The organism is Bacillus sp. ISL-7 (assembly GCF_018613065.1).
Genome location: NZ_JAGGQW010000050.1, coordinates 68,081 through 92,580, shown reverse-complemented (window position 1 = coordinate 92,580; position 24,500 = coordinate 68,081). Strand labels below are relative to the sequence as shown.

Here is a 24,500-nt window from a genome sequence, read left to right as displayed (position 1 = left end):
TAATGTACGATAATAACTTTATTTTGGAAACGTTTTCACCTTAGAATATTTAGATTATTATTAATTTACTAACAAAAGGGGTGGAATAGATGCTGGCAACTTTAGGATTTTTAATGATTATTATTTTTATGGTATTAATTATGACAAAACGCTTATCCGCAATGATTGCTCTAATGGTGATACCTGCTGTATTTGCATTGATAGGCGGATTCGGAAAAGAAATGGGACCAATGGCGCTTGAAGGTATAAAAAGCGTGGCACCAACAGGAATCATGATTCTATTTGCGATTCTCTTCTTTGGAATCATGATAGATGCAGGGGTTTTTGATCCTATCATTTCGACAATCTTGAAATTCGTAAAAGGGGATCCCGTAAAAATAGCGATTGGAACAGCAGTTCTTGCGTTAATAATCTCTCTTGATGGTGACGGAACAACTACATATATGATCACCATTTCTGCCATGCTTCCTTTGTATAAACGTATTGGCATGAAACCATTGGTACTTGCAGGGATCGCTGTATCATCTTCAGGTGTTATGAACCTTCTTCCTTGGGGAGGACCAACAGCTAGAGCAATGACAGCATTGCATCTAGAGATGGGAGATATTTTTACTCCCGTAATTCCTAGTATGGTGGGGGGAGTGTTGTTTGTATTATTTATGGCCTACTGTCTTGGTAGAAAAGAGCGTAAACGGATAGGTGTTATGGAAATTGATTATAGCACATTGTCTTTGATGGCAGCTACATCTGAGGCCGCTTTCCTTAAACGTCCCAAATTAATTCTTGTAAACTATCTGCTAACTATTCTGCTTTTAGTTGCACTTATCCAAGAAATGCTGCCTACAACGGTATTATTTATGATTGGATTTGCAATTGCGATCACCATCAATTATCCAAATCTAAATGAACAAAAAGAACGGATTATGCACTACGCTGATAATGCACTATCAGTTGTGTCAATGGTTTTTGCTGCAGGTATTTTTACAGGTATTCTTTCTGGGACAAAAATGGTTGATGCCATGGCAACTACGATGATCTCTCATATTCCAGATGCCTTGGGCTCCCATTTTGCTATGATTACTGCGATTATTAGTGCACCATTAACATTTTTTATGTCCAACGATGCATTTTATTACGGTGTTTTGCCATTACTTGCCAAAGCAGGAAGTGTATATGGAATTGATCCGGCTGCAATTGGACGAGCGTCACTCATGGGGATGCCAGTACATTTATTAAGTCCTCTCGTACCTTCGACTTACTTATTAGTCGGTATGGTTGGAGAAGAATTCGGAGACTTGCAGAGAGCATTCTTTAAATGGGCATGTGGATCCACAGCGGCTATGATTTTTGTTGCTATAATTTTGTCCATTTTTCCCTTTTAATTAAAATTTGCTGAATTCTCATGAAAATCATTTAATAATTTGACTGGAGATGAATGATTATGTGGATACTCACTGTCTATTCAGAAGGAAAAATCCCTGCGTTGTTTGAATATAATACAGAAAAAGAAGCTTTAGAAGCTTTTAATAAAGTAAAAGGTTGTAAGATTCTCTCAGAGGTTATTTACTATAACGATACTAAAATATCTTAAACTTTCAAGTATATAGGTACTATTAAACAGACTGTGTAACCTCTTTGCTTTGTTGGAAACTCCAACTAAGCAAGGAGGTTTCTTATGTATCAATATGCTGCAGTCTAGCAGTCCCGCTGCATTAGGTTTTAATTGGAGGGAAATTTTTGAGTGTTTTACTTCTTATCATATTAAATGTCATTTTACCTGTTTTTTGTCTTATTGGAATTGGTGCGTTTTTACATAGAAAAATTACATTTGATATGAATACATTATCAAAATTAAATAACTATTTGCTCATGCCTGCTGTAAGTTTTGTCAACATTTATCAGACTAAAATGGAGGGAGAAACAGTCTTAAATATTCTTACTTTCTTAGTAATCCAAAGTCTTTGTCTTATTTTCTTCAGTACCATCATATCTCGATTAGCCAAATTTGATAATAGACTATCTTCGACCTTCAAAAACAGTGTGATACTAAACAATTCTGGAAATTTTGGGTTACCTGTAAGTCAACTTGTATTTCAGCATAATCCACTTGGTTTATCCATCCAAGTGGTGGTAATGATTTATCAAAATCTTCTTACCAATACATATGGGTTGTTTAATTCAATAAGAGTAAATTACAAAGGTTTACAAGCAATGAAAGTATTTATGAAAAATCCAGTTGTTTATGCCTTTTTGTTAGGTTTGGTTTTTAATTCACTTTCTATCAAAATCCCAAAATACTTGTGGACTCCGATTGAAAATATTTCAAATGCCTTTGTGGCTGTGGCACTGGTTACGCTCGGTGCACAAAGTGCTTTTTTAAAAATAAATCGATTCTCCATCTCACTTATTCTAAGTCTCTTTGGCCGTTTAATACTTTCTCCCTCCATCGCGATGATCATTATATTACTTTTAAAATTGGATGGAACGACGGCACAGGCTTTATTTATTGCAAGCTCGTTCCCAACTTCAAGAAACAGTGCTCTTTTCGCTTTAGAATACGGAAATCACCCAGAATATGCAGCACAAGTGGTCTTATTGTCTACATTACTAAGCATGATTACTGTGACTACGGTTGTATATTTGTCGACAATATTATTTTAATCGTTCGAAGACTAGTGGAACAGAAGCAGGAAACCTTTATGGTGCCTGCTTCTTTTATCTATAGAGATAACATTAATACATCCAAGTTCGAAATGTGGATTGCACCAGAGTCTCGGATAGCTTTTAATTGATTAATATCTAGGATGTCAATTGTACGGGTTGATATTTGGATCCATTGTTGGCTTTTCCATTTATTCAGTATTTTATTAACCGTTATTCTAGAGGTACCTATGTAACGGGCAAATGATGTTTGGTCGATTGAAAAATTACCATTTTCGCTTACTAACTTTAATAGGAAGTGGGCCATTTGCTGCTCAACAGGCGAATTAAGAAAGGAAATAATTTCTGCAAGAATCCTAAATTTATAGATTAGTGAGTTGGTGAAAATACACGCTGCCTCAGGATGTTCCTCGCAAATCATGAATAAAGTCTCATCAGAAAAAAAATAGATCTCAGATGAACTACTCGAGGTGGCTGAGGTTAAATAGGGTTCATTTTTCACACCGTGCTCCCCAAATAGCATTCCTTCTGGTACATAATTCACCGTCCGTTCCACACCTTCTTGTGAGAGAAGGGTTATCTTTATCCCACCCTTAGATAAGTAGAAAAAACCCTTGCCTTCACTTCCCTGATGGTAAACAACTGAATTTTCCTCAATCTCTAGTTTTTTTCCATATTTTAAAAATGGGCTCCACGAATATCGAAGATTTTTCATATTATCACCTTACCAAGAAGCTTTTTTAATTCATCAGGTTTCTTTATTAAAAACTTCTTACCACGACTCTCAATAATTTCTTTAGCTTTCCATTGTTTTATAATCTTATATAAGGTGATTCTCGTTAAGCCTGTGCATTTTGTAAGGTCTTGTTGTGTGAGAGGAACTTCGTAATTCTTAAATTCGTAACAAATATTTAGTAGTATCACCGACAGTTGCTGTTCTGGTGTGAGAGAGTCCAAATAAATTTTATCAGCTAATATGTGCATTTTATGAATAACGGTTTTGATAAAAATGTTAAGGATAGAAGGTTGAGCTTTAATTAATTTTTGAAAATGTTCACATGAGAAAAAATAGAGAATAGAGTCATTTACTGCCGTTGCGGTAGTAAAATGTGGCTGTCGGTCCATCGCTTGAACTCCTAATAGCTGCCCTGGAATAGTGATGTTTAACAAACGCTCTTTTCCAATCGAAGTGGTAGTCGTTACTTTAATTAATCCCTTTTGGATATAATAAAATCCATCCCCGAGCGTCCCTTGCTGGTAAATAGCTGATTTCTCTTTGAAGAATTGTCTAGTACCAAACTGCAAGCATGATTCCCAATTAATATCACTGTCAAACAAGATTGCCAACTAATCAACTCCTAAGTGAAATGTATGTAAAAAGACAATAAAACTGTAAATCTAGGAAATATGTAATTAATCAAATGCTATAAAATAGTGACACTAAATTGTTAACGCTTACATCTAGATGCAAGGAAAAAGTTTATATGCGTTAACCACTTAACAACAGTGTAAAAGATTAAAGATAGAAAATCAATATTGGGTGGATGAAGTCTAGCATATATAAAAAGAAGCAGCTCATATCATTTGTATTTAGAATGATGTGTGTTGCTTTATTTGTTTCAATAAAATGAAAATTTTATTTTTTTAGAAAAAATGTTAATCAGACTACAATGACTCAACAAAATCAATTTTATAATGAAAATATGAAATAAAAGGAGGATGTTTTATGGGAATTCGTACAGGAGCACAGTATATCGAGGCGTTAAAATCCCGAAATCCAGAAGTTTGGTTATCAGGAAAAAAAGTGAAAAATATCTTTGAAGAGCCTGTTTTTCATCAGCCAATTCTTCAAATTGCAAAACTATATGATATGCAGCATGACTCCAAGTATCAAGAGGACATAACTCATTTTTGTGAAGAAACGGGAGAAAGAATCTCGAATGCATTCTTGGTCCCAAAAAGCTATCAAGATTTAGAAGCACGGAGAAGAACGTTTGAAGAGTTTTCCAAAGCGACGTTTGGTTTAATGGGAAGGACTCCTGATTTCTTAAATGTGGTCGTTACATCCATGGCGAGTAATTCAGAGTTCTTGGACAAATACAATCCAGAATGGGGAAAAAACATTCGATCGTATTATAAGCATATCCGCGATAATGATTTATTTTTAACTCATGCAATTATTAATCCGCAAAATGACCGCAGTAAATCGTCACACGAACAACAGGATATGTTCACCCATTTAGGTGCTGTTAAAGAAACACCTGATGGCTTAATTGTAAGAGGAGCGAAAATGTTAGCTACCCTTGCACCGATTACTGACGAAGTAATTGTTTATTCTTTTCCTGGATTTAAGCCTGGTGATGAGCGCTATGCACTTGCGTTCGCACTACCACTTGATACTCCAGGTCTTCGCATTATCTGCCGTGAAGCAATGCAGGATGGGACGCGTTCTGTTTATGACCACCCATTAGCATCAAGATTCGAAGAAATGGATGCGGTCTTAGTCTTTAATGATGTTTTAGTACCTTGGGATCGTGTATTCCTGTATAACAATGTTGAAGCAGCAAATTTACTTTATCCGAAAACAGGAATCGCTCAGCAGCCAGCCCATCAGTCTGGTGTAAGAGGGTTAATCAAACTACAATTTGCAACCGAAGTGGCTTGTAAAATCGCCGACTCCATCGGTGTTGATACCTACCTAAATGTACAAAATGATTTAGGAGAATTAGTCCAATCGGTTGAATCTATTAGGGCATTACTAAGAATTTCAGAGTATGAACATGAAGTAACTGCTACTGGGGAAGCGATGCCAGCCTATGCACCATTAGAAACAATTCGAGGATTGCTTCCAAAAATGTACCCACGTGCGATTGAAGTGATCCAAATCATTGGTGCAGGTGGCCTACTAATGTCTCCAACAGATGCCGATTTCGAGAATCCGGAATTAAGAGAGGATCTAGAGAAGTATTATCTTGGAAGAGAGGGAGTTTCAGCAGAAGAACGCGTTCATCTCTTTAAGCTAGCATGGGATTTATGTGGCGAGGCATTTGGACAAAGAGTTCTTCAATACGAACGCTATTATACTGGCGATCCAATTCGTAAAAGAGCGATTTTCTATAACAACCACAAAAAGCAGAATTCCTTTGAGCTGGCTGATGAAGCAATGAAAATATTTAATCGAAAAAATGAGGTTACAAGCTTATAAAAGTAAATCAAAAGTAAGAGGAGGTGTGAACGATGCAAACGCTAAAAGATGGAGTTTTGACATTATCTGGTTCGGTGATTGCCATTGGTGCTTTTGATGGAGTCCATAAAGGACATCAAGCCGTGATTAAGCAAGCTGTGGAAAAGAGTCGAGTTTATCAGGTTCCTAGCGTTGTATATACTTTCGACCCGCCTCCTCGAAATTTTTTTAAGGGAGTTCAAATTTTGTCACCAATTCAGGAAAAGGTCAGCAGGATAGCGAAGTTAGGTGTGGATTATATCATCGTTGCCAGCTTTGATGAATGGTATGCCACCCGTCCCCCTGAAGATTTTATTTGTGAATTATCTAAGCTTAACCCGGTAGAGATTTCAGTTGGTTCTGATTTTCATTTTGGAAAAAACAGAGCTGGGGATGTAAATCTTTTAGAAAAGTATTTTCATATTAATATCACTTCTCCAGTTTATTGTAAGGGCGGAAAACTTATTTCATCGACAAGAATCCGTCAGTTAATTGCAGAGGGAGATTTCCAGCAGTCCTATTCATTACTTGGAATGTAAACTGGAATAAAGTAAATGAGTTTATGTGATAACTACTCAGCATTAGAAGGGGGTTCACTCTATGAAGTTATTAGGAATTTCAGGCACAATTATTGGAGCAAAGACAAGTATTGTTGTTCAAAAGGTATTAGAGGAAGTCAAGAAACATAATCAAAACGTTGAAGTAGAATTGTTGGATTTAAGAGATTATGATGTGCAGTTCTGTGATGGACGAAATCCTTCAGCCTATACAGGTGACACGAAAAAAGTTCTCGAAATTGTTAATTCTGCTGACTTCTATATTATCGGAACTCCGATTTTCCAGGGATCATTAGCAGGTCCACTCAAAAATTTATTTGATTTAATTAATCCACAGGATATTCGCAACAAAGTAATTGGTTTTGTTGCAACAGGTGGAACGTACCAGCATTTCCTTGTGATTGAAAATCAATTGAAGCCAATCGCAGGATTTTTCCGGGCTTTTGTGGCACCAGGTTATGTCTATGTCAATAATGATCATTTTAATAAAGATAATGAAATTATTGATTCTGAGGTTCTTACTAGAATTACTGCGTTAGCCAAAGAAGTCGTCTTCATGCAGGAGGCATTAAAATCAACAGAGGAAAAATTTGCAACAATAAATGGATAAGCTTTTGTATTTAAAGTTGAGAGGAGAAGATTTTATGACAAACCCATTAAAACCAATTAACCTTTGGGGATTTATTGAAGAAAATAAGGATTTACTTAAGCCGCCAGTAAATAATAAAGTAGTTTGGAAGAATTCTGAACTAATGTTCATGGTCCTCGGAGGTCCAAACAAACGACGTGATTTTCATGTGGACCCATCTGAAGAGATATTTTATCAATTGAAAGGTGATTGCTACGTTGAAATTATTAATGGGGAAGGTAAAAGAGAAGTAATTACGGTGAGAGAAGGAGAAGTATTTCATCTCCCTCCAAATGTTCCCCACTCCCCACATCGGGTCGCTGATACAATTGGAATCGTTATTGAACGTGACAGAGCTGAAGGGGAATTAGAGGATTTTGTTTGGTTCTGTGATGAATGTGATCATGAAATGCACCGAGTTTCCGTCCAATTAACGAATATCGAAGTGCAGGTAAAAGAAGCAATTCATGGATTTAACAGTAATTTAGAATTGCGAACTTGTAAGAACTGTGGACACATCATGGCCGAAGAAGCGAGTGAATGGAAATGCGAGTAGATTTTCATACACATATCATTCCTGAAAATTTTCCAGACTTTACGAAAAAGTACCAAAACGATAAGTGGCCATTACTCCAGCCTACTTGCTCTTGCGGTGCTAATATAATGGTGGCTGGGAAGGTTTTTCGAGAAGTGACCGACCAAGTTTGGAGTCCAGAAAAAAGGATTCACGATATGGATGTAGAAAATGTAGATATACAAGTTTTATCGCCAATTCCTGTAACGTTTTCCTATTGGGCGCCTACAGAAGAAGCGGTAGTTATGGCTAGATTTCAAAATGATTTCATCGCTGAAACAGTAGCCCAGCATCCCACCAAGTTTATTGGTTTAGGGACGGTTCCGCTGCAAAATGTCGAAGAAGCGATTCGTGAACTAGACCGCTGTATACATCAACTTGGCTTAAAAGGGATTGAGATTGGCACAAACATTAATGGCAAAAATTTAGACGATGAATCATTAATTGATTTCTTTGCGATGTGTGAGAAATGGAATGTTCCAATATTTGTTCATCCATGGGAAACACTGGGTGGAGATCGTTTTTCCTCCCATAACTTAATGTATACGGTTGGAATGCCAAGTGAAACAGCATTGGCTGCAGCAAGTCTGATCCTAGGAGGTGTCATTGAGAAATTTCCAAAACTTAAAATTTGTTTTTCTCATGGAGGCGGGTCACTTCCTTACATTCTCCCTAGACTTGATCATGGTTGGAATGTTTGGCCGCATTTGCAGCTCACGGCGCATCCTCCAAGTTTTTATGCCAAGAAATTTTTCTATGATTCAATCGTAAATAACCCTGTAAATATTAAATTCTTAGTCGAAAAATTTGGTGCTGAACAAGTCATCATGGGATCGGATTACCCATTCTTACTACGGGAAACCCCACCAGGGAAGATTATTGATGACACCTTAACACTAAGCGAAGTACAGAAAAGAGCGATGTTAGGTGAAAATGCACTAAGATTTTTAAATATACCGGTTAATTTATTAATTTAATAGGAAATGAGATGAGAAGATGATAGACAAGGTGATCACCCCAGAGGAGAGATTAGAGGAACTTGGATTAAAGCTTCCAGCACTCCGGCCCGCATCTGGTAATTATGTAAGTTGTGTTCGGACAGGGAATCTTATTTTCACATCAGGACAAGGCACAGATGAATACCGTGGAAAACTTGGTGAAGATGTATCGATAGAAGTAGGCTATCAAGCAGCAAGACAATGTATGCTTAATCTATTAGCAGTAGTCAAAAATGAACTGGGTGACCTTAGCAAAGTGAAAAGGATTGTTAAAATCCTTGGTATGGTCAACAGCACGCACGATTTTAAAGACCATCCTAAAGTAATGAATGGATCCTCCGATTTGTTGGTAGAAGTGTTTGGTGAAAAGGGAAGGCATGCAAGATCAGCAGTAGGGATGTCCCAGCTGCCACACAATAACGCTGTTGAAGTTGAGATGATTGTAGAGGTTGAGGATGGTGATCTCGGTGAGTAAAGTCCTAGAAAAACAACTTCAAATTAACGATGCCAAGCTTTTTATTAATGGAGAATATGTAAGCGCTATTTTAGGAGAAACCTTTGACACGACTAATCCAGCCACAAATCAAAAATTAGCTGCTGTCGCTAGTGCAAGTGAGCAAGATGTAGAAAGAGCGATTCAGGTCGCAAAGCGTACCTATGATAGTGGTATTTGGAGTAAAATGCCAGTCGAAGAAAGAGCAAAGATCTTGTGCAGAATGGCAGATCTTGTCATGGAACGTGTCGAAGAGTTAGCGCTAATTGAAACATTAGATGTGGGTAAGCCCATTAGAGAAAGCAGAGATTTTGATATCCCGCGTGCCGCATCAAACTTAAGATTCTTTGCTGAAATGGCAAAATACATTAATCACGAGCATTACGAACAATCCAAGCATATGAGCTATACCAAATATTCACCAGCAGGTGTCACAAGCTTGATCATTCCTTGGAATTTACCATTCATGCAAATGACTTGGAAGGTCTCAGCTTCGTTAGCTGCTGGTAATACGGTGATCGTTAAGCCTGCTTCCTATACACCACTCAGTGCGGTCATGTTAGGTGAAATTGCCAACGAAGCAGGATTACCGCCAGGCGTGTTGAATATACTAACAGGTCCAGGTGGAACAGTAGGAACGGCAATGACCACTCATCCATACGTTCGCAGGATTTCTTTTGTAGGGGAGAGTACCACTGGTAAAACAGTTATGAGAAATGCAGCATCCCAGTTAATTCCGGTATCATTAGAATTAGGTGGTAAATCCGCCAATATCGTATTTGAGGATGCCGACTTAGATGAAGCAGTCGCAGGCTCAATCGAAGCAATTTTTAGAAATCAAGGGGAAATCTGCTTAGCCGGTTCTCGACTATTGGTGCAAGAATCGGTTTATGATAAACTCCTGGAAAAATTTGTTACTGCTGCTAAGAACATCAAAGTGGGCGATCCATTGGATGAAACTACGGATATGGGTGCACTTATATCAAAAGGTCACTTAGAAACGGTTGACAACTATGTGCAAATTGGAATTTCTGAAGGTGCGAAACTTGCTGCAGGCGGTAAGCGTGTGGCAGGATTGTCACAAGGAAACTTTTACGAGCCAACCGTGCTCTATGATGTAAATAACAAAATGAGAGTTGCACAGGAAGAAATCTTTGGCCCGGTATTAGTCGTCATTCCATTTAAAACGGAAGAGGAAGCGATTCAAATTGCCAACGATTCGATTTATGGTTTGGCAGGAGTCGTTTGGTCAAATGATTTAAGGCGTGCACATCGTGTCGCTTCTCAAATCGATTCAGGCTTATTCTGGATCAATTGCTGGTACTATCGTGATTTAAGAACGCCATTTGGTGGTTCAAAGGCGAGTGGTATTGGTCGGGAAGGCGGACGTCATAGTTTTAAATTTTACACGGAGGCCAAGACGATTACAATGAAATTATAAGAATAAAAGTAAAGGGTGGCTGAATGGCCACTTTTTATCTATTAATATAGAAAAGGAAGGTGTAGGAAGAAATGGGATTATTAGTAGAAAAGATTGCAAAAGAATTAATCGACGCAGAAAATCTTCAATATTCTGTCGCACCACTAACGGAGCGTTTTTCCGAGTTGGATGTAAGCGATGCCTATCAAATCCAACTCGAAGTCATCGGTAAAAAGTTAAAAGAAGGACATAAAGTGATTGGGAAAAAGGTTGGGCTAACAAGTAAAGCAATGCAGCAAATGCTTGGCGTCGATGAACCTGATTACGGCCACCTTTTAGATACTATGAAAATAGCCGATGAAGCAACGATAAAAATTGCTGATTTTATCAGTCCGAAGGTTGAGGCGGAAATTGGTTTTATTTTGGAAGAAGACTTGGTTGGTCCAAATGTGAATTATCTAGATGTGTTAATGGCAACAAAATATGTAGTTCCAACCATTGAGATTATTGACAGCCGTATTTCAGATTGGAAAATCAAGTTGGTTGATACGGTGGCAGATAATGGCTCGTCAGCAAGAGTAGTCGTTGGGAAAAAGCTGAGCAAGATTGCAGGCTTGGATTTGCGAGCCCAAGGAATGGTCCTTTATAAAAATGCTGAGCTGATGACTTCGGGAACTGGAACTGCTGCTCTAGGACACCCCGCCCAAGCCGTCGCATGGTTAGCCAATAAATTGCATGAATTTGGGATTACTCTTAAAGCAGGTGAGTTAATTCTTCCCGGAGCACTTTCTGGTGCGATTGCAGTAAAAGAAGGTGACACGATACTAGCAGATTTTGGCCCATTAGGTAATGTATCTGTAACATTTAAGTAAGTAAGTTTTTTCTCGAATTAAAATTATTAAAAGTGGAGGTTCCGTTATGACAATATTGCAGGGAACAGAACAAGAAATCGTAGGCTACCTATTAGCTGCAGAAAAGGAAAAGCGGGAAGTCGAAAAAATCACCACTAGTTACCCTGATTTAACATTTGAGCATGCTTATGAAATACAACAAAAATTAATCGAGCAAAAAGAACAGGAGGGACTTCGCCGAATTGGAGTGAAACTCGGTTTAACAAGTAAGGCAAAGCAAGAGATGATGGGTGTCCATGAAGCCATCTACGGGTATTTAATGGATGATATGCTTGCACCTGAATGGGAACCAGTCCAATTTAGCAGTTTTATTCATCCCAAAGCAGAACCGGAAATTGCTTTCTTGATTAATGAAGACATCCAAGGGACAAGCGTTACAGCCGAAGATATTTTAAAGGTGACGAAATATGTGGCACCAGCGATCGAAATTATTGATAGCCGTTATTTAGATTTCAGGTTTACTCTCGTAGACGTCGTTGCGGATAACTGTTCTTCCTCCAAATTTATAGTAGGGAACAAATGGGTATCGCCGGATGCTCTAAACCTGAAAGAAATTGGCGTATACATGTCTAAAAATTCAGAGGTTGCAACAACTGGGACCAGTGCTGCCGTATTAGGAGATCCAGCTGCTGCGGTTGCTTGGGCTGTAAACAAGCTCGGAGAAACTGGGCGGGGATTGAAGAAAGGTGATATCGTTCTTAGCGGTGCGATAACGGAAGCGATTAGCTTTCAACCCGGTGATACGATTTTGGCACAATTTGCAGATCTAGGCAGTGTCTCATTCTCTTGCAAATCATAGTTCCCTTCATGCCCTAATTAAAATGACACAAGATTCGAGGAGGAATAATATGCTTTTCACTTTAGAGTACGCAAAACAATTGGATCAAGAAGATATACTTAACAGATTTCGAGAAGAATTTTACATAAAGCCGAATTCCATTTATATGGATGGGAATTCATTGGGGTTGCTTTCGAAAAGAGCAGAACGGACGCTGTTGGAGTCCTTAAATGATTGGAAAGAGCATGGAATTGATGGTTGGATGAGTGGGAACCACCCTTGGTTTTTTTTATCGGAAAAATTAGGAGAGATGATGGCTCCTTTAGTAGGTGGTTCAGCAAATGAAGTGATTGTAACCGGGTCCACAACCGTCAATTTGCATCAGTTAGTTGCTACTTTTTATAAGCCAGAAGGAACAAGGACTAAAATTTTGGCTGACGAATTAACCTTTCCATCAGATATTTATGCACTTCAAAGTCAGCTGCGTATTCATGGATTTGATCCCGATACACATCTTATTCGTGTAAAAAGTCGGGATGGTCGCTTTTTAGAGGAAGAAGATATTATCGAAGCGATGACTGATGAAATTGCGCTTATCATTTTGCCGACAGTACTCTATCGAAGCGGCCAAATCTTGGATATGAAGCGTCTGACAGCTGAAGCGAACAGAAGAGGGATATTAATCGGTTTTGATGGATGTCATTCGATCGGAGCAATTCCGCATTCGTTTAGTGAATGGGGTGTAGATTTTGCGTATTGGTGCAATTATAAACATTTAAATGGTGGTCCGGGTAGTGTTGGAGGTTTATATGTGAATTCTAAACACTTTGGCACAGCCCCTGGTCTTGCCGGCTGGTTTGGTTCCAAAAAAGAGAAACAATTTGACATGGAGCATTCTTTATCACCGGCTGATTCTGCAGGAGCCTATCAAATCGGGACACCACATGTGTTGAGTCTTGCCCCTTTACTTGGCGCGTTGGAGATTTTTGCAGAAGCAGGGATTGAAAAAATCCGCGCTAAGTCACTTAAAATTAATCAATTTCTAATGGACCTACTTGAACAAGAGTTATCTGATTTGGGATTAAAAATAGGAAACCCTGTCGAAGATGTCCGTCGGGGTGGTCATGTAAGTTTAGAGCATAAAGAAGCCGCACGTATTTGTAAAGCGTTGAAAGAAAATGGTGTCATACCTGATTTCCGTGCTCCAAACATCATTCGTCTTGCGCCAGTTGCCCTTTATACCTCGTATAAAGAGGTTTGGGAAGTGGTCCAAATTCTTAAGAAAATTATGACTGATAAGCAATATGAAAAGTTTAAGAATGAACGAGAAGTTGTTGCTTAACCTAATGGAACGAGGAGGAATTATATGGCGAACAATAAAACTCATTTGAAAAATGGAAATGGTTCAGAAAATGGGTTGAAGCGTGAATTAAAAACAAATCAACTTACAATGATAGCTATGGGATGTGCGATTGGAACGGGCCTTTTCCTAGGAAGTGGACTTGCCATTAGTACAGCTGGTCCTAGTGTATTAATCAGTTATGCCATTGGTGCTTTCATTGTATTACTTTTAATGGGATGTTTATCAGAAATGACTGTTGCCCATCCAACATCAGGGTCGTTTGGTACTATTTCTGAGAAGTATATTAGCCCGTTCGCTGGTTATCTTGTCCGCTATTGCTATTGGATTGCAAACGTACTTGCGGTTGGGGTAGAGGTAAGTGCAATCGCGGTATATATGAAGTTCTGGTTTCCAGATGTGCCTGGGTTTGTCTGGATATTATTGTTCGCAGCTGTTTTGATTTATGTAAATGCAACAAGTGTAAATACATTTGCAACTTTTGAGTATTGGTTCTCGATGATTAAGATCAGTGCAATTGTTGGATTTATTTTACTAGGATCCTACGTTTTCTTTGGAGGCTCTGCAAAACCAGAAATGGGACCTGAAAACCTTGTCAATGCTGGTGGTTTCTTACCGTTCGGCTGGTGGGGAATGTGGGTGGCTATCTTTATATCTTTATTTAGCTTTTTAGGAACAGAAATGATTGCGGTAACAGCAGGAGAAGCGAAGGAACCGGATATTGCGGTACCAAAAGCTCTGAAAGCAACGGTGTTCCGATTATCGACATTTTATATTATTACTATCGGCATCATGTTAATGATTGTTCCATGGAAATCCGCAGGAGTGGAGGAAAGTCCTTTCGTAAAGGTTATGGAACTCTTAAATATCCCAGGTGCAAGTGGAATTATGAATTTTATTATTTTGACAGCTGCACTGTCTGCGATGAACAGTCAGTTATATGCTTCAACTCGGATGATGTTTTCACTTTCACGGGGAAATTATGCACCAGCTTTTTTAGGTAAATTAAGCAAACAAGGTGTACCATTAAGTGCTCTTGCTATATCTACACTAGGTATTTTTCTTGCGGCAGCCGTAAATGCATTATTACCAGACTCGTCTTACGCATTTATGATGGGGATTTCCATGTTTGGTGCGATATTCACGTGGTTTATGGTGTTTGTTTCTCATTTGTTTTTCCGAATAAAGTGGGAGAAGGCAGGCGGCCGGAAATTGCCAGTTAAAATGGTTGGTTTTCCATATTTGACGATATTAGGAGCGGTACTTCTACTGAGTTTAATGATCACCACTTGGTTTACAGGTTTTAAAATCATGCTACAATTCGGTGTTCCTTGGTTACTGTTTTTATCTGCAGCCTATTTTATTTTTAATAAAAGAAGAAACAATCCTGAAAAGAACGAGTCAGATGCTATTCTTAACAAAAAGGTAAATTAACGAGGTAAATTCTCATAAATAACTTAACTACAATAGAATGATGGAGGTCTAATACAATGAATTCACAAGAAAAAAACACAAATAATGGACTAGAGAAAACGATTCAAACAGATTTTCAAAAAGCGATGTCATACGGGGATTATCTCCATCTTGATAAAATCTTATCCAGTCAGCATCGGCAGTCAGATCACCATGATGAAATGTTATTTATCGTTATCCATCAAGCTAGTGAATTATGGATGAAGTTGATTATTCATGAATTGTCTTCGGCGATTGAGTATATTCAAAACAACGATTTGGAGCCATCATTCAAAATCCTGTCGCGTGTTTCAAGAATTCAGCAGCAATTAATTCAGTCATGGAGTGTTCTATCGACGCTGACGCCTTCTGAGTATTTGGAGTTTAGGGATAAATTGGGTCAATCGTCAGGATTCCAGTCTTATCAGAACCGTTTGATTGAATTTGCATTAGGTAATAAAAATGTTCATACACTAGCAGTCTATCAGCACCAAACAGAGTTATACGAAAAAATGCAGGACGCTCTTCATCAACCTAGTATTTATGATGCTGCAATAAATGCTCTTGTTGCACGTGGTTTACCTATTGATCATGAGGTTCGCCATCGGGATTTGTCCAAAAACTATGAGCCGAATGCTAGTGTCGAAGAAGCATGGCTAACAGTCTATCGAAATGTCGATCAATACTGGGATTTATACGAGTTGGCAGAGAAGTTAGTAGATATTGGCAATCAACAGCAATTATGGCGCTTTAATCATATGAGTACGGTGGAAAGAATCATTGGTCATAAGCAGGGGACCGGTGGGTCGTCTGGTGTGACCTATTTAAAAAGAGTCCTTGATCAGCAATTTTTCCCAGAGCTGTGGAGTTTAAGAACAAAGCTTTAGATTGAAAAGGATGGAGTACAATAGGCCGCAAAACCTTGTTTTGCGGTTTTCTTATAAGATTAATAGGTGTTTCTGATTCCCGTAAAGTGGGAAAAATTGCACTAAACTACTTTTAGCCCAAATTGTAATATCTTTAACAAAATTGTAATTTGTACAAGCCCTTCCGACATAAGATACACGGATGAGTATTTATGTCGTATTGGAGGGGTTAGATTGCAAAAAAAGTGGTTAATTCTTTTTGTATTTGCTTTTTTTATGTTGTCTAGTTTTTTTGTTGGTGTCCCGACAGGTTCTGCAGCTTCCAGTGGAAAATTTATTATCATTAACAAGACTATCAATCGGCTCGCATACTTTGAAAATGGTAAGTTTATAAAACAGTTCAAAGTAGGAACAGGGAGAAAAAAATCGTATACACCAGAAGGCAGGTTCAAAATTGTAGTTAAGATTAAGAACAGGCCATACTATAAGGGGCATATACCAGGTGGAGACCCTCGAAATCCACTCGGTAACCGCTGGCTCGGTTTAAATGCTCGTGGAACTTGGGGGACAACATATGCGATTCATGGTAACAACAATCCAGCCTCCATTGGAGGGTACGTAAGCAGCGGCTGTATTCGGATGTATGATAATGAGGTAGAATGGCTATTTAATCAAGTTCCAAATGGTACCACAGTCATCATCACATCGTCAGGGAAATCTTTCAATGCAATTGCGGCAGCCAATGGGTATAAAGTTAATGGCGGGTCTAGTGCACCATCTGTTCCTGTTAGTTCTAGTGGAGAAATCCTTAAAAAAGGCAGTCGGGGTCCTGCCGTCCAAGAGCTTCAGCGCAAGCTGACCTCACTTGGATACAGTACGAAAGGTGTAGATGGTGTCTTTGGAGCAAACACAGATAGTGCCGTCCGCAAATTTCAACAGGCCCGTAAATTAACAGTGGATGGGGTTGTGGGGCCAGCCACGAAAAAAGCGCTTGGAATTAAATAATAAATATAAACTAGTTGCTCCAATTGATGAGCAACTTTTTTTGTATAACAATAAAAACAAAAACACTTTATTAATACCAAAAATAAAACGGATGAAAAAGAAGAAAATTACACAAATTTAATATAAAAACCTTTACATAGAGTAAGATTTTAAATTTTTGGAGGTAATGGTATGAGTCGATTGGACAGGCTCAAGATGGAGAAAGTGGAACCGAAACATTGGAGGCAGTTCAACGAGTTATTGCGTTATGTGTTCCAAGTGACCAAAAAAGACTTACAAACAGTGGGTTGGGAGGAACGTGAAATAGCATTAGCAAAACTGCCTGTTTTGGAACAGGCAGATGTGTTGGGTTGGTTTGATGGTGAAAAATTAATCTCCCAAGTAGCTGTCTATCCCTTTCAAATAAATATTTTTGGACGAACATTTGAGATGGGAGGCTTGACAGGTGTAGGCACCTATCCGGAATACGCAAATTTGGGATTAATGAATAAGTTGATTTGGCAAGCGCTTGCAGATATGAAAGAAAGAAAACAATCGATTTCCTATTTATATCCATATTCATTACCTTTTTATCGAAAAAGGGGTTGGGAGATCATTTCCGATAAGATGACCTTCGAAGTCAAAGACTATCAATTGCCTAAGGTAAAAAAAGTGTCAGGCTATGTTGATCGGCTAACTACCGATCATCCTGATATTAAAACGGTTTACAAACTCTTTTCTAGTAAACGACATGCCGCTATGATTCGAAATAATTTGGCCTGGGAGGAGTATTGGAGATGGGATTTGGAGGATTTAACAGCAGCTGTTTATTATGATAGTTCCCACCAGCCCCAAGGGTATTTGTTGTACTGGATTTCACATGATGTGCTTCATATAAAAGAAATGGTCTATATGAATGAAGAGGCACGGATTGGACTCTGGAATTTCATCAGTGCCCATTTTTCTATGGTTTCAAAAGTTTTAGGGGCCATCTATACGGATGAACCATTGGCATTTTGGCTGGAAGACGGGGATATTAAAGAAACAATCGCACCCTATTTTATGGCAAGAATTGTGGATGTTAAACAGTTTATAAATCAATACCCGTTTAGAGAACCAGGCATAGATATAAACCTGACGATTTTGCTTAATGATCCACTACTTGAGTGGAACCAGGGGTTATTCACACTCCATGTTTCCGCCACAGGTCAGGGAGAACTAACTCAAAGTGAGGATCAGCCTCTAGTGGCTGTTGATATCCAGACACTGACGACAATGTTACTCGGGTACAAACGACCATCCTATTTGGCAGCTATCGGCCGATTAACCAGCAATGACCAAACCGTGGAGATATTGGAAAATTTAATTGAACGACAGACTCCATATTTCTCAGATTATTTTTGAATTAGATAAAGAAACAGTTAATTTCCTCTTTCGAAAAAATATGAAAGAGGATTTTTATTTATTAATTGTTAAAAATAAATATACCAACAAAGGGCAAATATAGTTTATTATTATGGAATAATATTTTTATCCTAAAGGAGATTTTTAATGAATTTTTCTGCCAAACAAATTGTCTTTATTAGTTTTATGCTTTTTTCAATGTTTTTCGGTGCAGGTAACCTTATATTTCCACCTTTTCTGGGGCAATCAGCGGGTACTCATCTTTGGACAGCTCTTGCTGGTTTTATAGTTTCAGCTGTTGGACTACCTATTTTAGGCGTTATAGCGGTTGCAAAGGCAGGAAGCTTTAACGAGCTAAACCAAAGGGTTCATCCTTTTTTTGCTTTCATTTTCCCATTTTTGATTTATATCGCTATCGGACCTGGACTAGCTATTCCTCGTGCAGGGAGTCTTGCGTTTGAAATGGGGTTAGCTCCTTTTTTGCCAGAACATTTAGTAGGCAACCCTGTTTCTTTGTTAGTGTATAGCATCATCTTTTTTGGATTAGTGGCATGGTTGTGTATGTTTCCGTCGAAACTTATTGACCTTTTCGGGAAATTATTGACTCCTATTCTTTTGGCTTTAATTACGATTATTTTTATAAAGAGCTTAATTGACCCAATAGGTTCATTTGCGGTACCGAAGGGAAATTATGAGACAAACCCTGTATTTCAAGGGGTGTTAGATGGTTATTTAACTATGGATGCACTGGCTGCTTTAGCTTTTGGTATCGTGATATCAAACACATTAAAAGCACAAGGTGTCCACGACAACAAAAAAAGATCTTTATACATGATGTACGCAGGATTAGGGGCTGGATTACTGCTAACCGTGATTTATCTGATATTAGGGTATTTAGGGGCGGCAAGTTCGTCTTTGGGACAAACGGAAAATGGAGCACAAATATTATCTAATGTAATGACTTACTTATTTGGTCAAAGCGGCTCCTTTATTTTAGGCTTAGTCTTTACAATTGCATGTTTCTGCGTGTCCATTGGTTTAGTTACTTCCTGCAGTCAATTTTTCGCAAATGCCATACCAAAAATAGATTATAAGAAGTGGGTTATTATCTTATCTGTTCTGAGTACCGCCATTGCAAATTTAGGATTAACGCAAATATTACAGATTTCTGTTCCGATACTTGGGATGATCTACCCGTTGGCGATCGTAATTATCTTTTTAGGCCTCATCGATGATTTTATCAAAAGATATCCGCAGATTTATATCTTTGTTGTAAGTTTTGTTGCCCTTTTTAGTATCATAGATACGATTAATAAAACTTTCCTTGCAAATAAATGGAGTGGGGTACTTGATATTCTTCCTTTTTACATGGAAGGACTTGGGTGGATTATTCCTGCCCTTATCGGTTTAGTTGTAGGCTTTCTTTTTGGAATGTTTAGGGGAACCTCTTCGGAAGATAGAATAAAACAATAACGGTTAAGTCTTCTTCATAGGATGAACAAGAAAAAACACGGCAGTGAACAGCCGTGTTTTTCTTATATTAAAAATCTGAAAAGAGCCGATTGAGGTTATTGACGACTGATAATGAGGAAAAAGGAAGGTTACTATAGTCAATAGGGGTTATTGACTACCGAAAGTTAACCGGCACTCTTTTACAAAAATCTACGATTGTTTTTTATCAGTTTTCTTCTCACTAAGAGCACGATAAATTTGCGTATACATACTGCCTTGAACAATATTTTGTAGGAAAAAGTCTCCAATAAGCTTTAAGTATTCCTCATCCTCAAACATTTTTTTGTTTTGTAATTCCATTTCAGCTAAGCCTTCATATTTGGTAAGTAGTGCGTATGTATGATCCTCACCTGAAACGGGTGTTAAAATCTCCACATTTTGATCATAATTCTCATTTCTGAATGTTTTTAGTTCCTTTAAATTTTCAATACCTTCTTGGAATTTATCCTGTTTGATCTCAAATGTCTGATACACAAAAATTGCCACTGGCAGCATCCCCTAGTTTTAATTTTACAAACTTATCATTACCTTTCCCTTAGATTCAAAATTTATTCTTCAATCAATGCTCTTTCATTAAAGCTGTAGGTTCTACGTTGGAAATGGAAATATTTCGTTCCACTTAAAAATCTACACTGGTGAATAATATCAATAGAAAACCTAGATATGAAAGGATTAGGTGGAAAAATGGAATTATACCAACCAGGATAAATCGTACATATAATTATTCGGAACCCGCATGCACAGGATGTAGCCAATATCCAAGAAGCCGCAGTTGTGCAGAATCCTGAGAACCCTGATCAACTAGCACTTTTTGTCTACGAAACCTATTATCCCTTAACAGATGAAATTGCGGTCTATTTGTCGGCAAATGAGGCGGAATCTGCTTATCAGGAGGCGTTTGGAATGGCAGAGATGGGTGATTATTATGGTTAAGCCTTTTGTTCCTCAACTCGTTTACGTTGAACCAAGTGCACTGGAATATCCACTTGGGAAAGAGTTAATTGCCAAATTTGAACATATGGGCATTGAAATAAGGGAAACAACTTCACACAATCAAATAAGAAATTTACCTGGCGATAATGATTTTCAAAAATACCGCACCGCCAAATCCACGTTAGTCATTGGGGTAAGGAAAACATTAAAGTTCGATACCTCCAAACCATCTGCAGAATATGCCATCCCGTTTGTGACAGGATGTATGGGCCATTGCCATTATTGCTATTTACAGACAACTATGGGCAGTAAACCTTATATTCGTACCTATGTCAATCTTGAAGATATTTTTGAGGCTGCAGAGAATTACATGAAAGAACGTGCACCTAATCCAACCAGGTTTGAAGCCTCCTGTACATCCGATATCGTAGGCGTTGACCATTTGACCCATACATTAAAAAAGGCGATAGAGTTTTTCGGACAATCTGAATATGGCAAGCTCCGCTTTGTAACTAAATTTGCTCATGTGGACCATTTACTTGATGCTAAACATAATGGAAGAACCCGCTTTCGTTTTAGTATAAATGATGATTATATAATCAAGAATTTTGAACCAGGTACTTCAAGGTTGCCCGAAAGAATAGAAGCAGCTACAAAGGTGGCTGGAGCAGGGTTTCCATTAGGATTTATTATTGCTCCTATTTATTTGCATGAAGGATGGAAGGAAGGATATAAAGAAATGTTAGAAAAGCTGGAGGCGGAACTTCCGGAGTCGGCTAAACAGGATTTAACCTTTGAAATGATTCAGCATCGTTTTACAAAACCAGCTAAGCGTGTGATTCAAAAAAATTACCCGATGACAAAACTTGAACTCGATGAGTCAAAAAGGAAATGGAAATGGGGACGTTACGGGATTGGTAAATTCGTCTATACGAATGAAGAGCAAGAAGATATAAAAGATACTCTTGGCAGATATATTAACACCTATTTTCCGCAAGCAAAAATAGAATATTTTACATAGAAAAAGAGGGATTCAATTTGAATCCCTCTTCATCTTATGATTCAGTTGCATCTCGATTAAACGATGTCACTTGTTTTTCGCCGCTTTCATTAAGTTCGCTATCTCTTTTTATACGACCTTTGCCAACAGCAAGAGCCACAAAAACCCCGACTGCGATAAAGATGAGCCCTGTCAAGAAAACCGTAGAAAAAGAATCGGACCAGGCAATTTGAATAGCATGAATCACGCTATTTTGGATATCTTCAGGCATTTTTAAAAGACTCGGATTGAGCAGTAAACTAAATAATGAATCGGTTTTTTCTGAAAGAGCTGTTAATGCTTGGTGTGCTATTGGATTTTCAGCATCATTAGCTGCAGTAACCATTTCACCTTTAAGTGTGTGATTCATGATAGAATTTAAAACGGTAATCCCAATTGTTCCACCTATGGAGCGAAAGAAGGTGGAAGCTGATGTAACAGTTCCCAGTTGGGATTTTGGAAATTCATTTTGAATCGCAATCATTAATGTGGGCATCACTAAGCCCATCCCTAAACCAAGAACAACCATATATGCATAAGCAGTGTATTCGTTGGAATCAATGCCCATTGTACTCATTAAAAAGAATCCCAAAGCACCAAGCAGCATACCTGCTGTTAGTACAGAGCGAAAGCTAAATCTTAGTAATAGTTGCCCGCCAATTATACTTGCAGCAATCATAGCAATCATCATTGGAGTCATAGTAGAACCAGCCTGGGTTGGTGAAACACCAAGAATACCTTGCATGTACATAGGTACGAACATAATGGCCCCAAACATACCAAGCCCAAGTAAAAATCCTAAAGCATTCATCGTTGCAAATGTTCGGTTTTTAAAAAATGAAAGATCCAAGATTGGTTCAATTGCTTTTCGTTCAATGATACCGAAAATGATAAGCAGCATAATGGAACCACCGAAAATAAGGAAGGATGTGGTTGAGGCCCATTCAAATTTATCCCCGCCGAATGTCAAACCTAGCAATAATAGGACAATGGCAGGAATTAATGTGATAATCCCTAAATAATCAATATTAACTTTGCCTTTACTTGCAACTGTTTCGTGTTTGAATCCTATAAAGATTAAAATAGCGGAAAGTAGTCCAAAGGGAACGTTAATCAGGAATATCCAGTGCCAGCTAATGCTATCGACAATTAATCCACCCAAGAAAGGACCGATAACTGAACTTAAACCAAAGAGTCCACCAAAAATTCCTTGCCACTTGGCCCGTTGTTCAGCAGTAAAGATGTCCCCAATGATAGTCTGAGACAGGGGCATGATCATCCCGCCGCCGATCCCTTGAAGACCTCTATAGATAACTAACTGTTCCATTGATGTTGCAGTTGCACACAGACCTGAACCAATAATAAAGATAATCGTTCCGATTAAATAGAGGAACCTTCTACCGTACAAGTCAGATAGTTTCCCAACGATTGGTACAACCGTTGTCGATGTGATCATATAGGCGGTAGTAACCCATGCAAAAATGGTGAAGCCATTTAATTCTGAAATAATCGTAGGCATGGCTGTTCCTACGATGGTTTGTTCTAAAGCACTGAAAAACATACCAATAATTAAGCCGGTAATGATTAATTTTGTGTTTATCTGTTTTTCTTCTATCTCCATATCGTTTTCTCCTATCTGGATGTTATTAATTAAGTAACGTCATAAAATATACAATAAAACTGGCTGGTCAGTCAATAATTTTTATAGTAAAGGATAGTTGAAATATATCCTTTATATGTCAAAGTCATAAAAATCAGCAATTTCCTTGGTGTATTTTTCAAGTGTTGGAATTCCTTTAAAGTTAGAAAGCATCCCTTTAATGACAGGAAGACGAGGGCTCTGTTTACTCATTTCCTCTTCAAGGACATCCAGTGAAATTTCCAACGCTTCTCTATTTTCCATTTGATCGATTTCATTTCTCATCTTTTCAACAATATTATTTAGATTTACAGGTTCAAAAAATTGCTTAGAGTTTTTGATAATGTTTCCCAGCTTTTTCTCAGTTAAGAAGGGTTCTTCGTTTGAAATATCTTTTACGATACTATCCATTCTTCGCATCAAAAAGTGGGATAACTCTTCAATCTCAAACTCCGCTGGTTCCATTATCAATAACCCTACATACGATTGAAACAACCCTTCAAGAATAAATGCCAGATCAATTGAGAAAGGCTCTGTGTTTGATCCATAAATAGAAACTAATCCTTTGCGATATAATGAATGGAATTCAAAGCGCTTTTTATAAAATAGCTTTTTAATTTCTTCATTCCTTGGGATCGCTTGCTCTTTGGAGAGCATTGTTAAAAACTCTTTATGTCCGATAAAGGTTCCAAAAAAAGCAGAGGTTTGCTTAATGAATTTTTCTCGGGGGGACAATTCTTGGTTTTCAAAAACTAATCTACTTGATTCAATTGTTTCAAATATATATTCCAGAATTGCGAGTAATAAATCATCTTTGGACTTAAAATGTAAATAGAAAGCTCCTTTAGAAATATTACTTTCAGTAGCAATTTCTTGTATAGACGTCGAGGAAAAACCTTTTTGAGCAAAAAGCTTCATCCCTGATTTTATAATAACTTTCTCCTTTTCTGTCAAAATAAACCCTCCATTAATTGATGTTCCTATGCCATAATGAATATTTCTTGACTTATGACCGGTTGGTCAGTATGATTAAATCTATTGTGACCGTATAGTCAATCCTATTCCAAT

Annotated in this window: 25 protein-coding genes; 20 read left to right on the top strand and 5 right to left on the bottom strand. The window is 38.0% G+C overall.

Going from position 1 to position 24,500, the window contains the following annotated elements:
• Nucleotides 1–89 precede the first annotated feature (89 nt).
• From J7E66_RS20930 to J7E66_RS20920, 3 genes are all read left to right on the top strand, one after another.
• A complete protein-coding gene (locus J7E66_RS20930; RefSeq protein WP_215003391.1) occupies nucleotides 90–1,382 on the top strand; it encodes a CitMHS family transporter in 1,293 nt (430 codons plus the stop codon).
• A gap of 59 nt (nucleotides 1,383–1,441) precedes the next feature.
• Complete coding sequence (locus J7E66_RS20925) at nucleotides 1,442–1,591, top strand: hypothetical protein (protein WP_179195770.1); 150 nt, start codon at nucleotides 1,442–1,444, stop codon at nucleotides 1,589–1,591.
• Nucleotides 1,592–1,737: 146 nt separating this feature from the next.
• The gene (locus J7E66_RS20920; protein ID WP_215003389.1) at nucleotides 1,738–2,661 is read left to right on the top strand and encodes an AEC family transporter; all 924 of its coding nucleotides are present in this window, start codon (nucleotides 1,738–1,740) and stop codon (nucleotides 2,659–2,661) included.
• A 58-nt stretch (nucleotides 2,662–2,719) separates the two neighbouring features.
• Here J7E66_RS20920 and J7E66_RS20915 read toward each other — a convergent pair whose 3' ends face one another.
• Nucleotides 2,720–3,376, bottom strand: coding sequence for a Crp/Fnr family transcriptional regulator (locus tag J7E66_RS20915; protein ID WP_215003387.1), 657 nt, complete (start codon nucleotides 3,374–3,376; stop codon nucleotides 2,720–2,722).
• Nucleotides 3,373–4,008 (bottom strand): Crp/Fnr family transcriptional regulator, encoded by a 636-nt coding sequence (locus tag J7E66_RS20910; protein WP_215003385.1) that lies wholly within the window; start codon nucleotides 4,006–4,008, stop codon nucleotides 3,373–3,375. Before J7E66_RS20910 ends, J7E66_RS20915 begins: the two co-directional genes overlap by 4 nt.
• Nucleotides 4,009–4,387: 379 nt before the next feature.
• Here J7E66_RS20910 and J7E66_RS20905 point away from each other — a divergent pair, with 379 nt between their 5' ends.
• The 15 genes from J7E66_RS20905 (at nucleotide 4,388) to brnQ (ending at nucleotide 19,782) form a co-directional block, all read left to right on the top strand.
• A complete protein-coding gene (locus tag J7E66_RS20905) occupies nucleotides 4,388–5,866 on the top strand; it encodes a 4-hydroxyphenylacetate 3-hydroxylase family protein (RefSeq protein WP_215003384.1) in 1,479 nt (492 codons plus the stop codon).
• Nucleotides 5,867–5,898: 32 nt separating this feature from the next.
• Entirely contained in the window at nucleotides 5,899–6,423 is a 525-nt protein-coding gene (locus tag J7E66_RS20900; protein WP_215003382.1) for an FAD synthetase family protein, read from the top strand.
• A 61-nt stretch (nucleotides 6,424–6,484) separates the two neighbouring features.
• On the top strand, nucleotides 6,485–7,051 hold the full coding sequence (locus J7E66_RS20895) for an NADPH-dependent FMN reductase (protein WP_215003380.1): 567 nt from the start codon (nucleotides 6,485–6,487) through the stop codon (nucleotides 7,049–7,051).
• Between the two features lie 34 nt (nucleotides 7,052–7,085).
• Nucleotides 7,086–7,625 carry a 3-hydroxyanthranilate 3,4-dioxygenase gene (locus J7E66_RS20890; RefSeq protein WP_215003378.1) on the top strand — a complete coding sequence of 180 codons (540 nt, stop codon included), beginning with the start codon at nucleotides 7,086–7,088 and terminating at the stop codon, nucleotides 7,623–7,625.
• Nucleotides 7,616–8,620: an amidohydrolase family protein gene (locus J7E66_RS20885; RefSeq protein ID WP_215003593.1), complete on the top strand. Its 1,005-nt coding sequence runs from the start codon at nucleotides 7,616–7,618 to the stop codon at nucleotides 8,618–8,620. Before J7E66_RS20890 ends, J7E66_RS20885 begins: the two co-directional genes overlap by 10 nt.
• Before the next feature lie 22 nt (nucleotides 8,621–8,642).
• On the top strand, nucleotides 8,643–9,116 hold the full coding sequence (locus J7E66_RS20880; protein ID WP_168246059.1) for a RidA family protein: 474 nt from the start codon (nucleotides 8,643–8,645) through the stop codon (nucleotides 9,114–9,116).
• Nucleotides 9,097–10,575 (top strand): aldehyde dehydrogenase, encoded by a 1,479-nt coding sequence (locus tag J7E66_RS20875; protein ID WP_215003376.1) that lies wholly within the window; start codon nucleotides 9,097–9,099, stop codon nucleotides 10,573–10,575. Before J7E66_RS20880 ends, J7E66_RS20875 begins: the two co-directional genes overlap by 20 nt.
• A gap of 71 nt (nucleotides 10,576–10,646) precedes the next feature.
• Complete coding sequence (locus J7E66_RS20870) at nucleotides 10,647–11,426, top strand: 2-keto-4-pentenoate hydratase (RefSeq protein WP_215003374.1); 780 nt, start codon at nucleotides 10,647–10,649, stop codon at nucleotides 11,424–11,426.
• Between the two features lie 46 nt (nucleotides 11,427–11,472).
• Nucleotides 11,473–12,264 (top strand): 2-keto-4-pentenoate hydratase, encoded by a 792-nt coding sequence (locus tag J7E66_RS20865; protein WP_215003362.1) that lies wholly within the window; start codon nucleotides 11,473–11,475, stop codon nucleotides 12,262–12,264.
• A gap of 49 nt (nucleotides 12,265–12,313) precedes the next feature.
• Nucleotides 12,314–13,585, top strand: a complete 1,272-nt coding sequence (gene kynU, locus J7E66_RS20860) for a kynureninase (RefSeq protein ID WP_215003359.1) — start codon at nucleotides 12,314–12,316, stop codon at nucleotides 13,583–13,585.
• A gap of 24 nt (nucleotides 13,586–13,609) precedes the next feature.
• Entirely contained in the window at nucleotides 13,610–15,037 is a 1,428-nt protein-coding gene (locus J7E66_RS20855) for an amino acid permease (protein ID WP_215003357.1), read from the top strand.
• A gap of 56 nt (nucleotides 15,038–15,093) precedes the next feature.
• Entirely contained in the window at nucleotides 15,094–15,942 is an 849-nt protein-coding gene (kynA, locus tag J7E66_RS20850; RefSeq protein WP_215003355.1) for a tryptophan 2,3-dioxygenase, read from the top strand.
• A 213-nt stretch (nucleotides 15,943–16,155) separates the two neighbouring features.
• Complete coding sequence (locus J7E66_RS32355; protein WP_285289240.1) at nucleotides 16,156–16,926, top strand: L,D-transpeptidase family protein; 771 nt, start codon at nucleotides 16,156–16,158, stop codon at nucleotides 16,924–16,926.
• Nucleotides 16,927–17,097: 171 nt separating this feature from the next.
• Nucleotides 17,098–18,309 (top strand): GNAT family N-acetyltransferase, encoded by a 1,212-nt coding sequence (locus J7E66_RS20840; protein ID WP_215003353.1) that lies wholly within the window; start codon nucleotides 17,098–17,100, stop codon nucleotides 18,307–18,309.
• 147 nt (nucleotides 18,310–18,456) lie between these two features.
• The gene (gene brnQ, locus J7E66_RS20835; RefSeq protein ID WP_215003351.1) at nucleotides 18,457–19,782 is read left to right on the top strand and encodes a branched-chain amino acid transport system II carrier protein; all 1,326 of its coding nucleotides are present in this window, start codon (nucleotides 18,457–18,459) and stop codon (nucleotides 19,780–19,782) included.
• A gap of 189 nt (nucleotides 19,783–19,971) precedes the next feature.
• Here brnQ and J7E66_RS20830 read toward each other — a convergent pair whose 3' ends face one another.
• Nucleotides 19,972–20,316, bottom strand: coding sequence for a hypothetical protein (locus tag J7E66_RS20830; RefSeq protein ID WP_374103871.1), 345 nt, complete (start codon nucleotides 20,314–20,316; stop codon nucleotides 19,972–19,974).
• Nucleotides 20,317–20,529: 213 nt separating this feature from the next.
• Here J7E66_RS20830 and J7E66_RS20825 point away from each other — a divergent pair, with 213 nt between their 5' ends.
• Together J7E66_RS20825 and splB are read left to right on the top strand one after the other, a co-directional pair.
• Complete coding sequence (locus J7E66_RS20825; RefSeq protein WP_308162557.1) at nucleotides 20,530–20,754, top strand: transcriptional regulator SplA domain-containing protein; 225 nt, start codon at nucleotides 20,530–20,532, stop codon at nucleotides 20,752–20,754.
• Nucleotides 20,747–21,775, top strand: coding sequence for a spore photoproduct lyase (splB, locus tag J7E66_RS20820; protein ID WP_215003346.1), 1,029 nt, complete (start codon nucleotides 20,747–20,749; stop codon nucleotides 21,773–21,775). The genes J7E66_RS20825 and splB overlap by 8 nt, the downstream gene beginning before the upstream one ends.
• A 34-nt stretch (nucleotides 21,776–21,809) precedes the next feature.
• On the opposite strand, the gene J7E66_RS20815 is transcribed toward splB, so the two are convergent.
• Nucleotides 21,810–23,414 (bottom strand): MDR family MFS transporter, encoded by a 1,605-nt coding sequence (locus J7E66_RS20815; protein WP_215003344.1) that lies wholly within the window; start codon nucleotides 23,412–23,414, stop codon nucleotides 21,810–21,812.
• A 111-nt stretch (nucleotides 23,415–23,525) separates the two neighbouring features.
• Nucleotides 23,526–24,386, bottom strand: a complete 861-nt coding sequence (locus J7E66_RS20810; protein WP_215003342.1) for a TetR/AcrR family transcriptional regulator — start codon at nucleotides 24,384–24,386, stop codon at nucleotides 23,526–23,528.
• Nucleotides 24,387–24,500 lie beyond the last annotated feature (114 nt).

Coding starts and splice junctions, on each gene's coding strand:
- splB (WP_215003346.1), top strand. CDS start 20,747: ATGGTTAAGCCTTTTGTTCCTCAACTCGTTTACGTTGAACCAAGTGCA.
- J7E66_RS20930 (WP_215003391.1), top strand. CDS start 90: ATGCTGGCAACTTTAGGATTTTTAATGATTATTATTTTTATGGTATTA.
- J7E66_RS20905 (WP_215003384.1), top strand. CDS start 4,388: ATGGGAATTCGTACAGGAGCACAGTATATCGAGGCGTTAAAATCCCGA.
- J7E66_RS20875 (WP_215003376.1), top strand. CDS start 9,097: ATGGTGATCTCGGTGAGTAAAGTCCTAGAAAAACAACTTCAAATTAAC.
- brnQ (WP_215003351.1), top strand. CDS start 18,457: ATGAATTTTTCTGCCAAACAAATTGTCTTTATTAGTTTTATGCTTTTT.
- J7E66_RS20830 (WP_374103871.1), bottom strand. CDS start 20,316: ATGCTGCCAGTGGCAATTTTTGTGTATCAGACATTTGAGATCAAACAG.
- J7E66_RS20865 (WP_215003362.1), top strand. CDS start 11,473: ATGACAATATTGCAGGGAACAGAACAAGAAATCGTAGGCTACCTATTA.
- J7E66_RS20885 (WP_215003593.1), top strand. CDS start 7,616: ATGCGAGTAGATTTTCATACACATATCATTCCTGAAAATTTTCCAGAC.
- J7E66_RS20895 (WP_215003380.1), top strand. CDS start 6,485: ATGAAGTTATTAGGAATTTCAGGCACAATTATTGGAGCAAAGACAAGT.
- J7E66_RS20840 (WP_215003353.1), top strand. CDS start 17,098: ATGAGTCGATTGGACAGGCTCAAGATGGAGAAAGTGGAACCGAAACAT.
- J7E66_RS20915 (WP_215003387.1), bottom strand. CDS start 3,376: ATGAAAAATCTTCGATATTCGTGGAGCCCATTTTTAAAATATGGAAAA.
- J7E66_RS20855 (WP_215003357.1), top strand. CDS start 13,610: ATGGCGAACAATAAAACTCATTTGAAAAATGGAAATGGTTCAGAAAAT.
- J7E66_RS20900 (WP_215003382.1), top strand. CDS start 5,899: ATGCAAACGCTAAAAGATGGAGTTTTGACATTATCTGGTTCGGTGATT.
- J7E66_RS20890 (WP_215003378.1), top strand. CDS start 7,086: ATGACAAACCCATTAAAACCAATTAACCTTTGGGGATTTATTGAAGAA.
- J7E66_RS20925 (WP_179195770.1), top strand. CDS start 1,442: ATGTGGATACTCACTGTCTATTCAGAAGGAAAAATCCCTGCGTTGTTT.
- kynA (WP_215003355.1), top strand. CDS start 15,094: ATGAATTCACAAGAAAAAAACACAAATAATGGACTAGAGAAAACGATT.
- J7E66_RS20815 (WP_215003344.1), bottom strand. CDS start 23,414: ATGGAGATAGAAGAAAAACAGATAAACACAAAATTAATCATTACCGGC.
- J7E66_RS20870 (WP_215003374.1), top strand. CDS start 10,647: ATGGGATTATTAGTAGAAAAGATTGCAAAAGAATTAATCGACGCAGAA.
- kynU (WP_215003359.1), top strand. CDS start 12,314: ATGCTTTTCACTTTAGAGTACGCAAAACAATTGGATCAAGAAGATATA.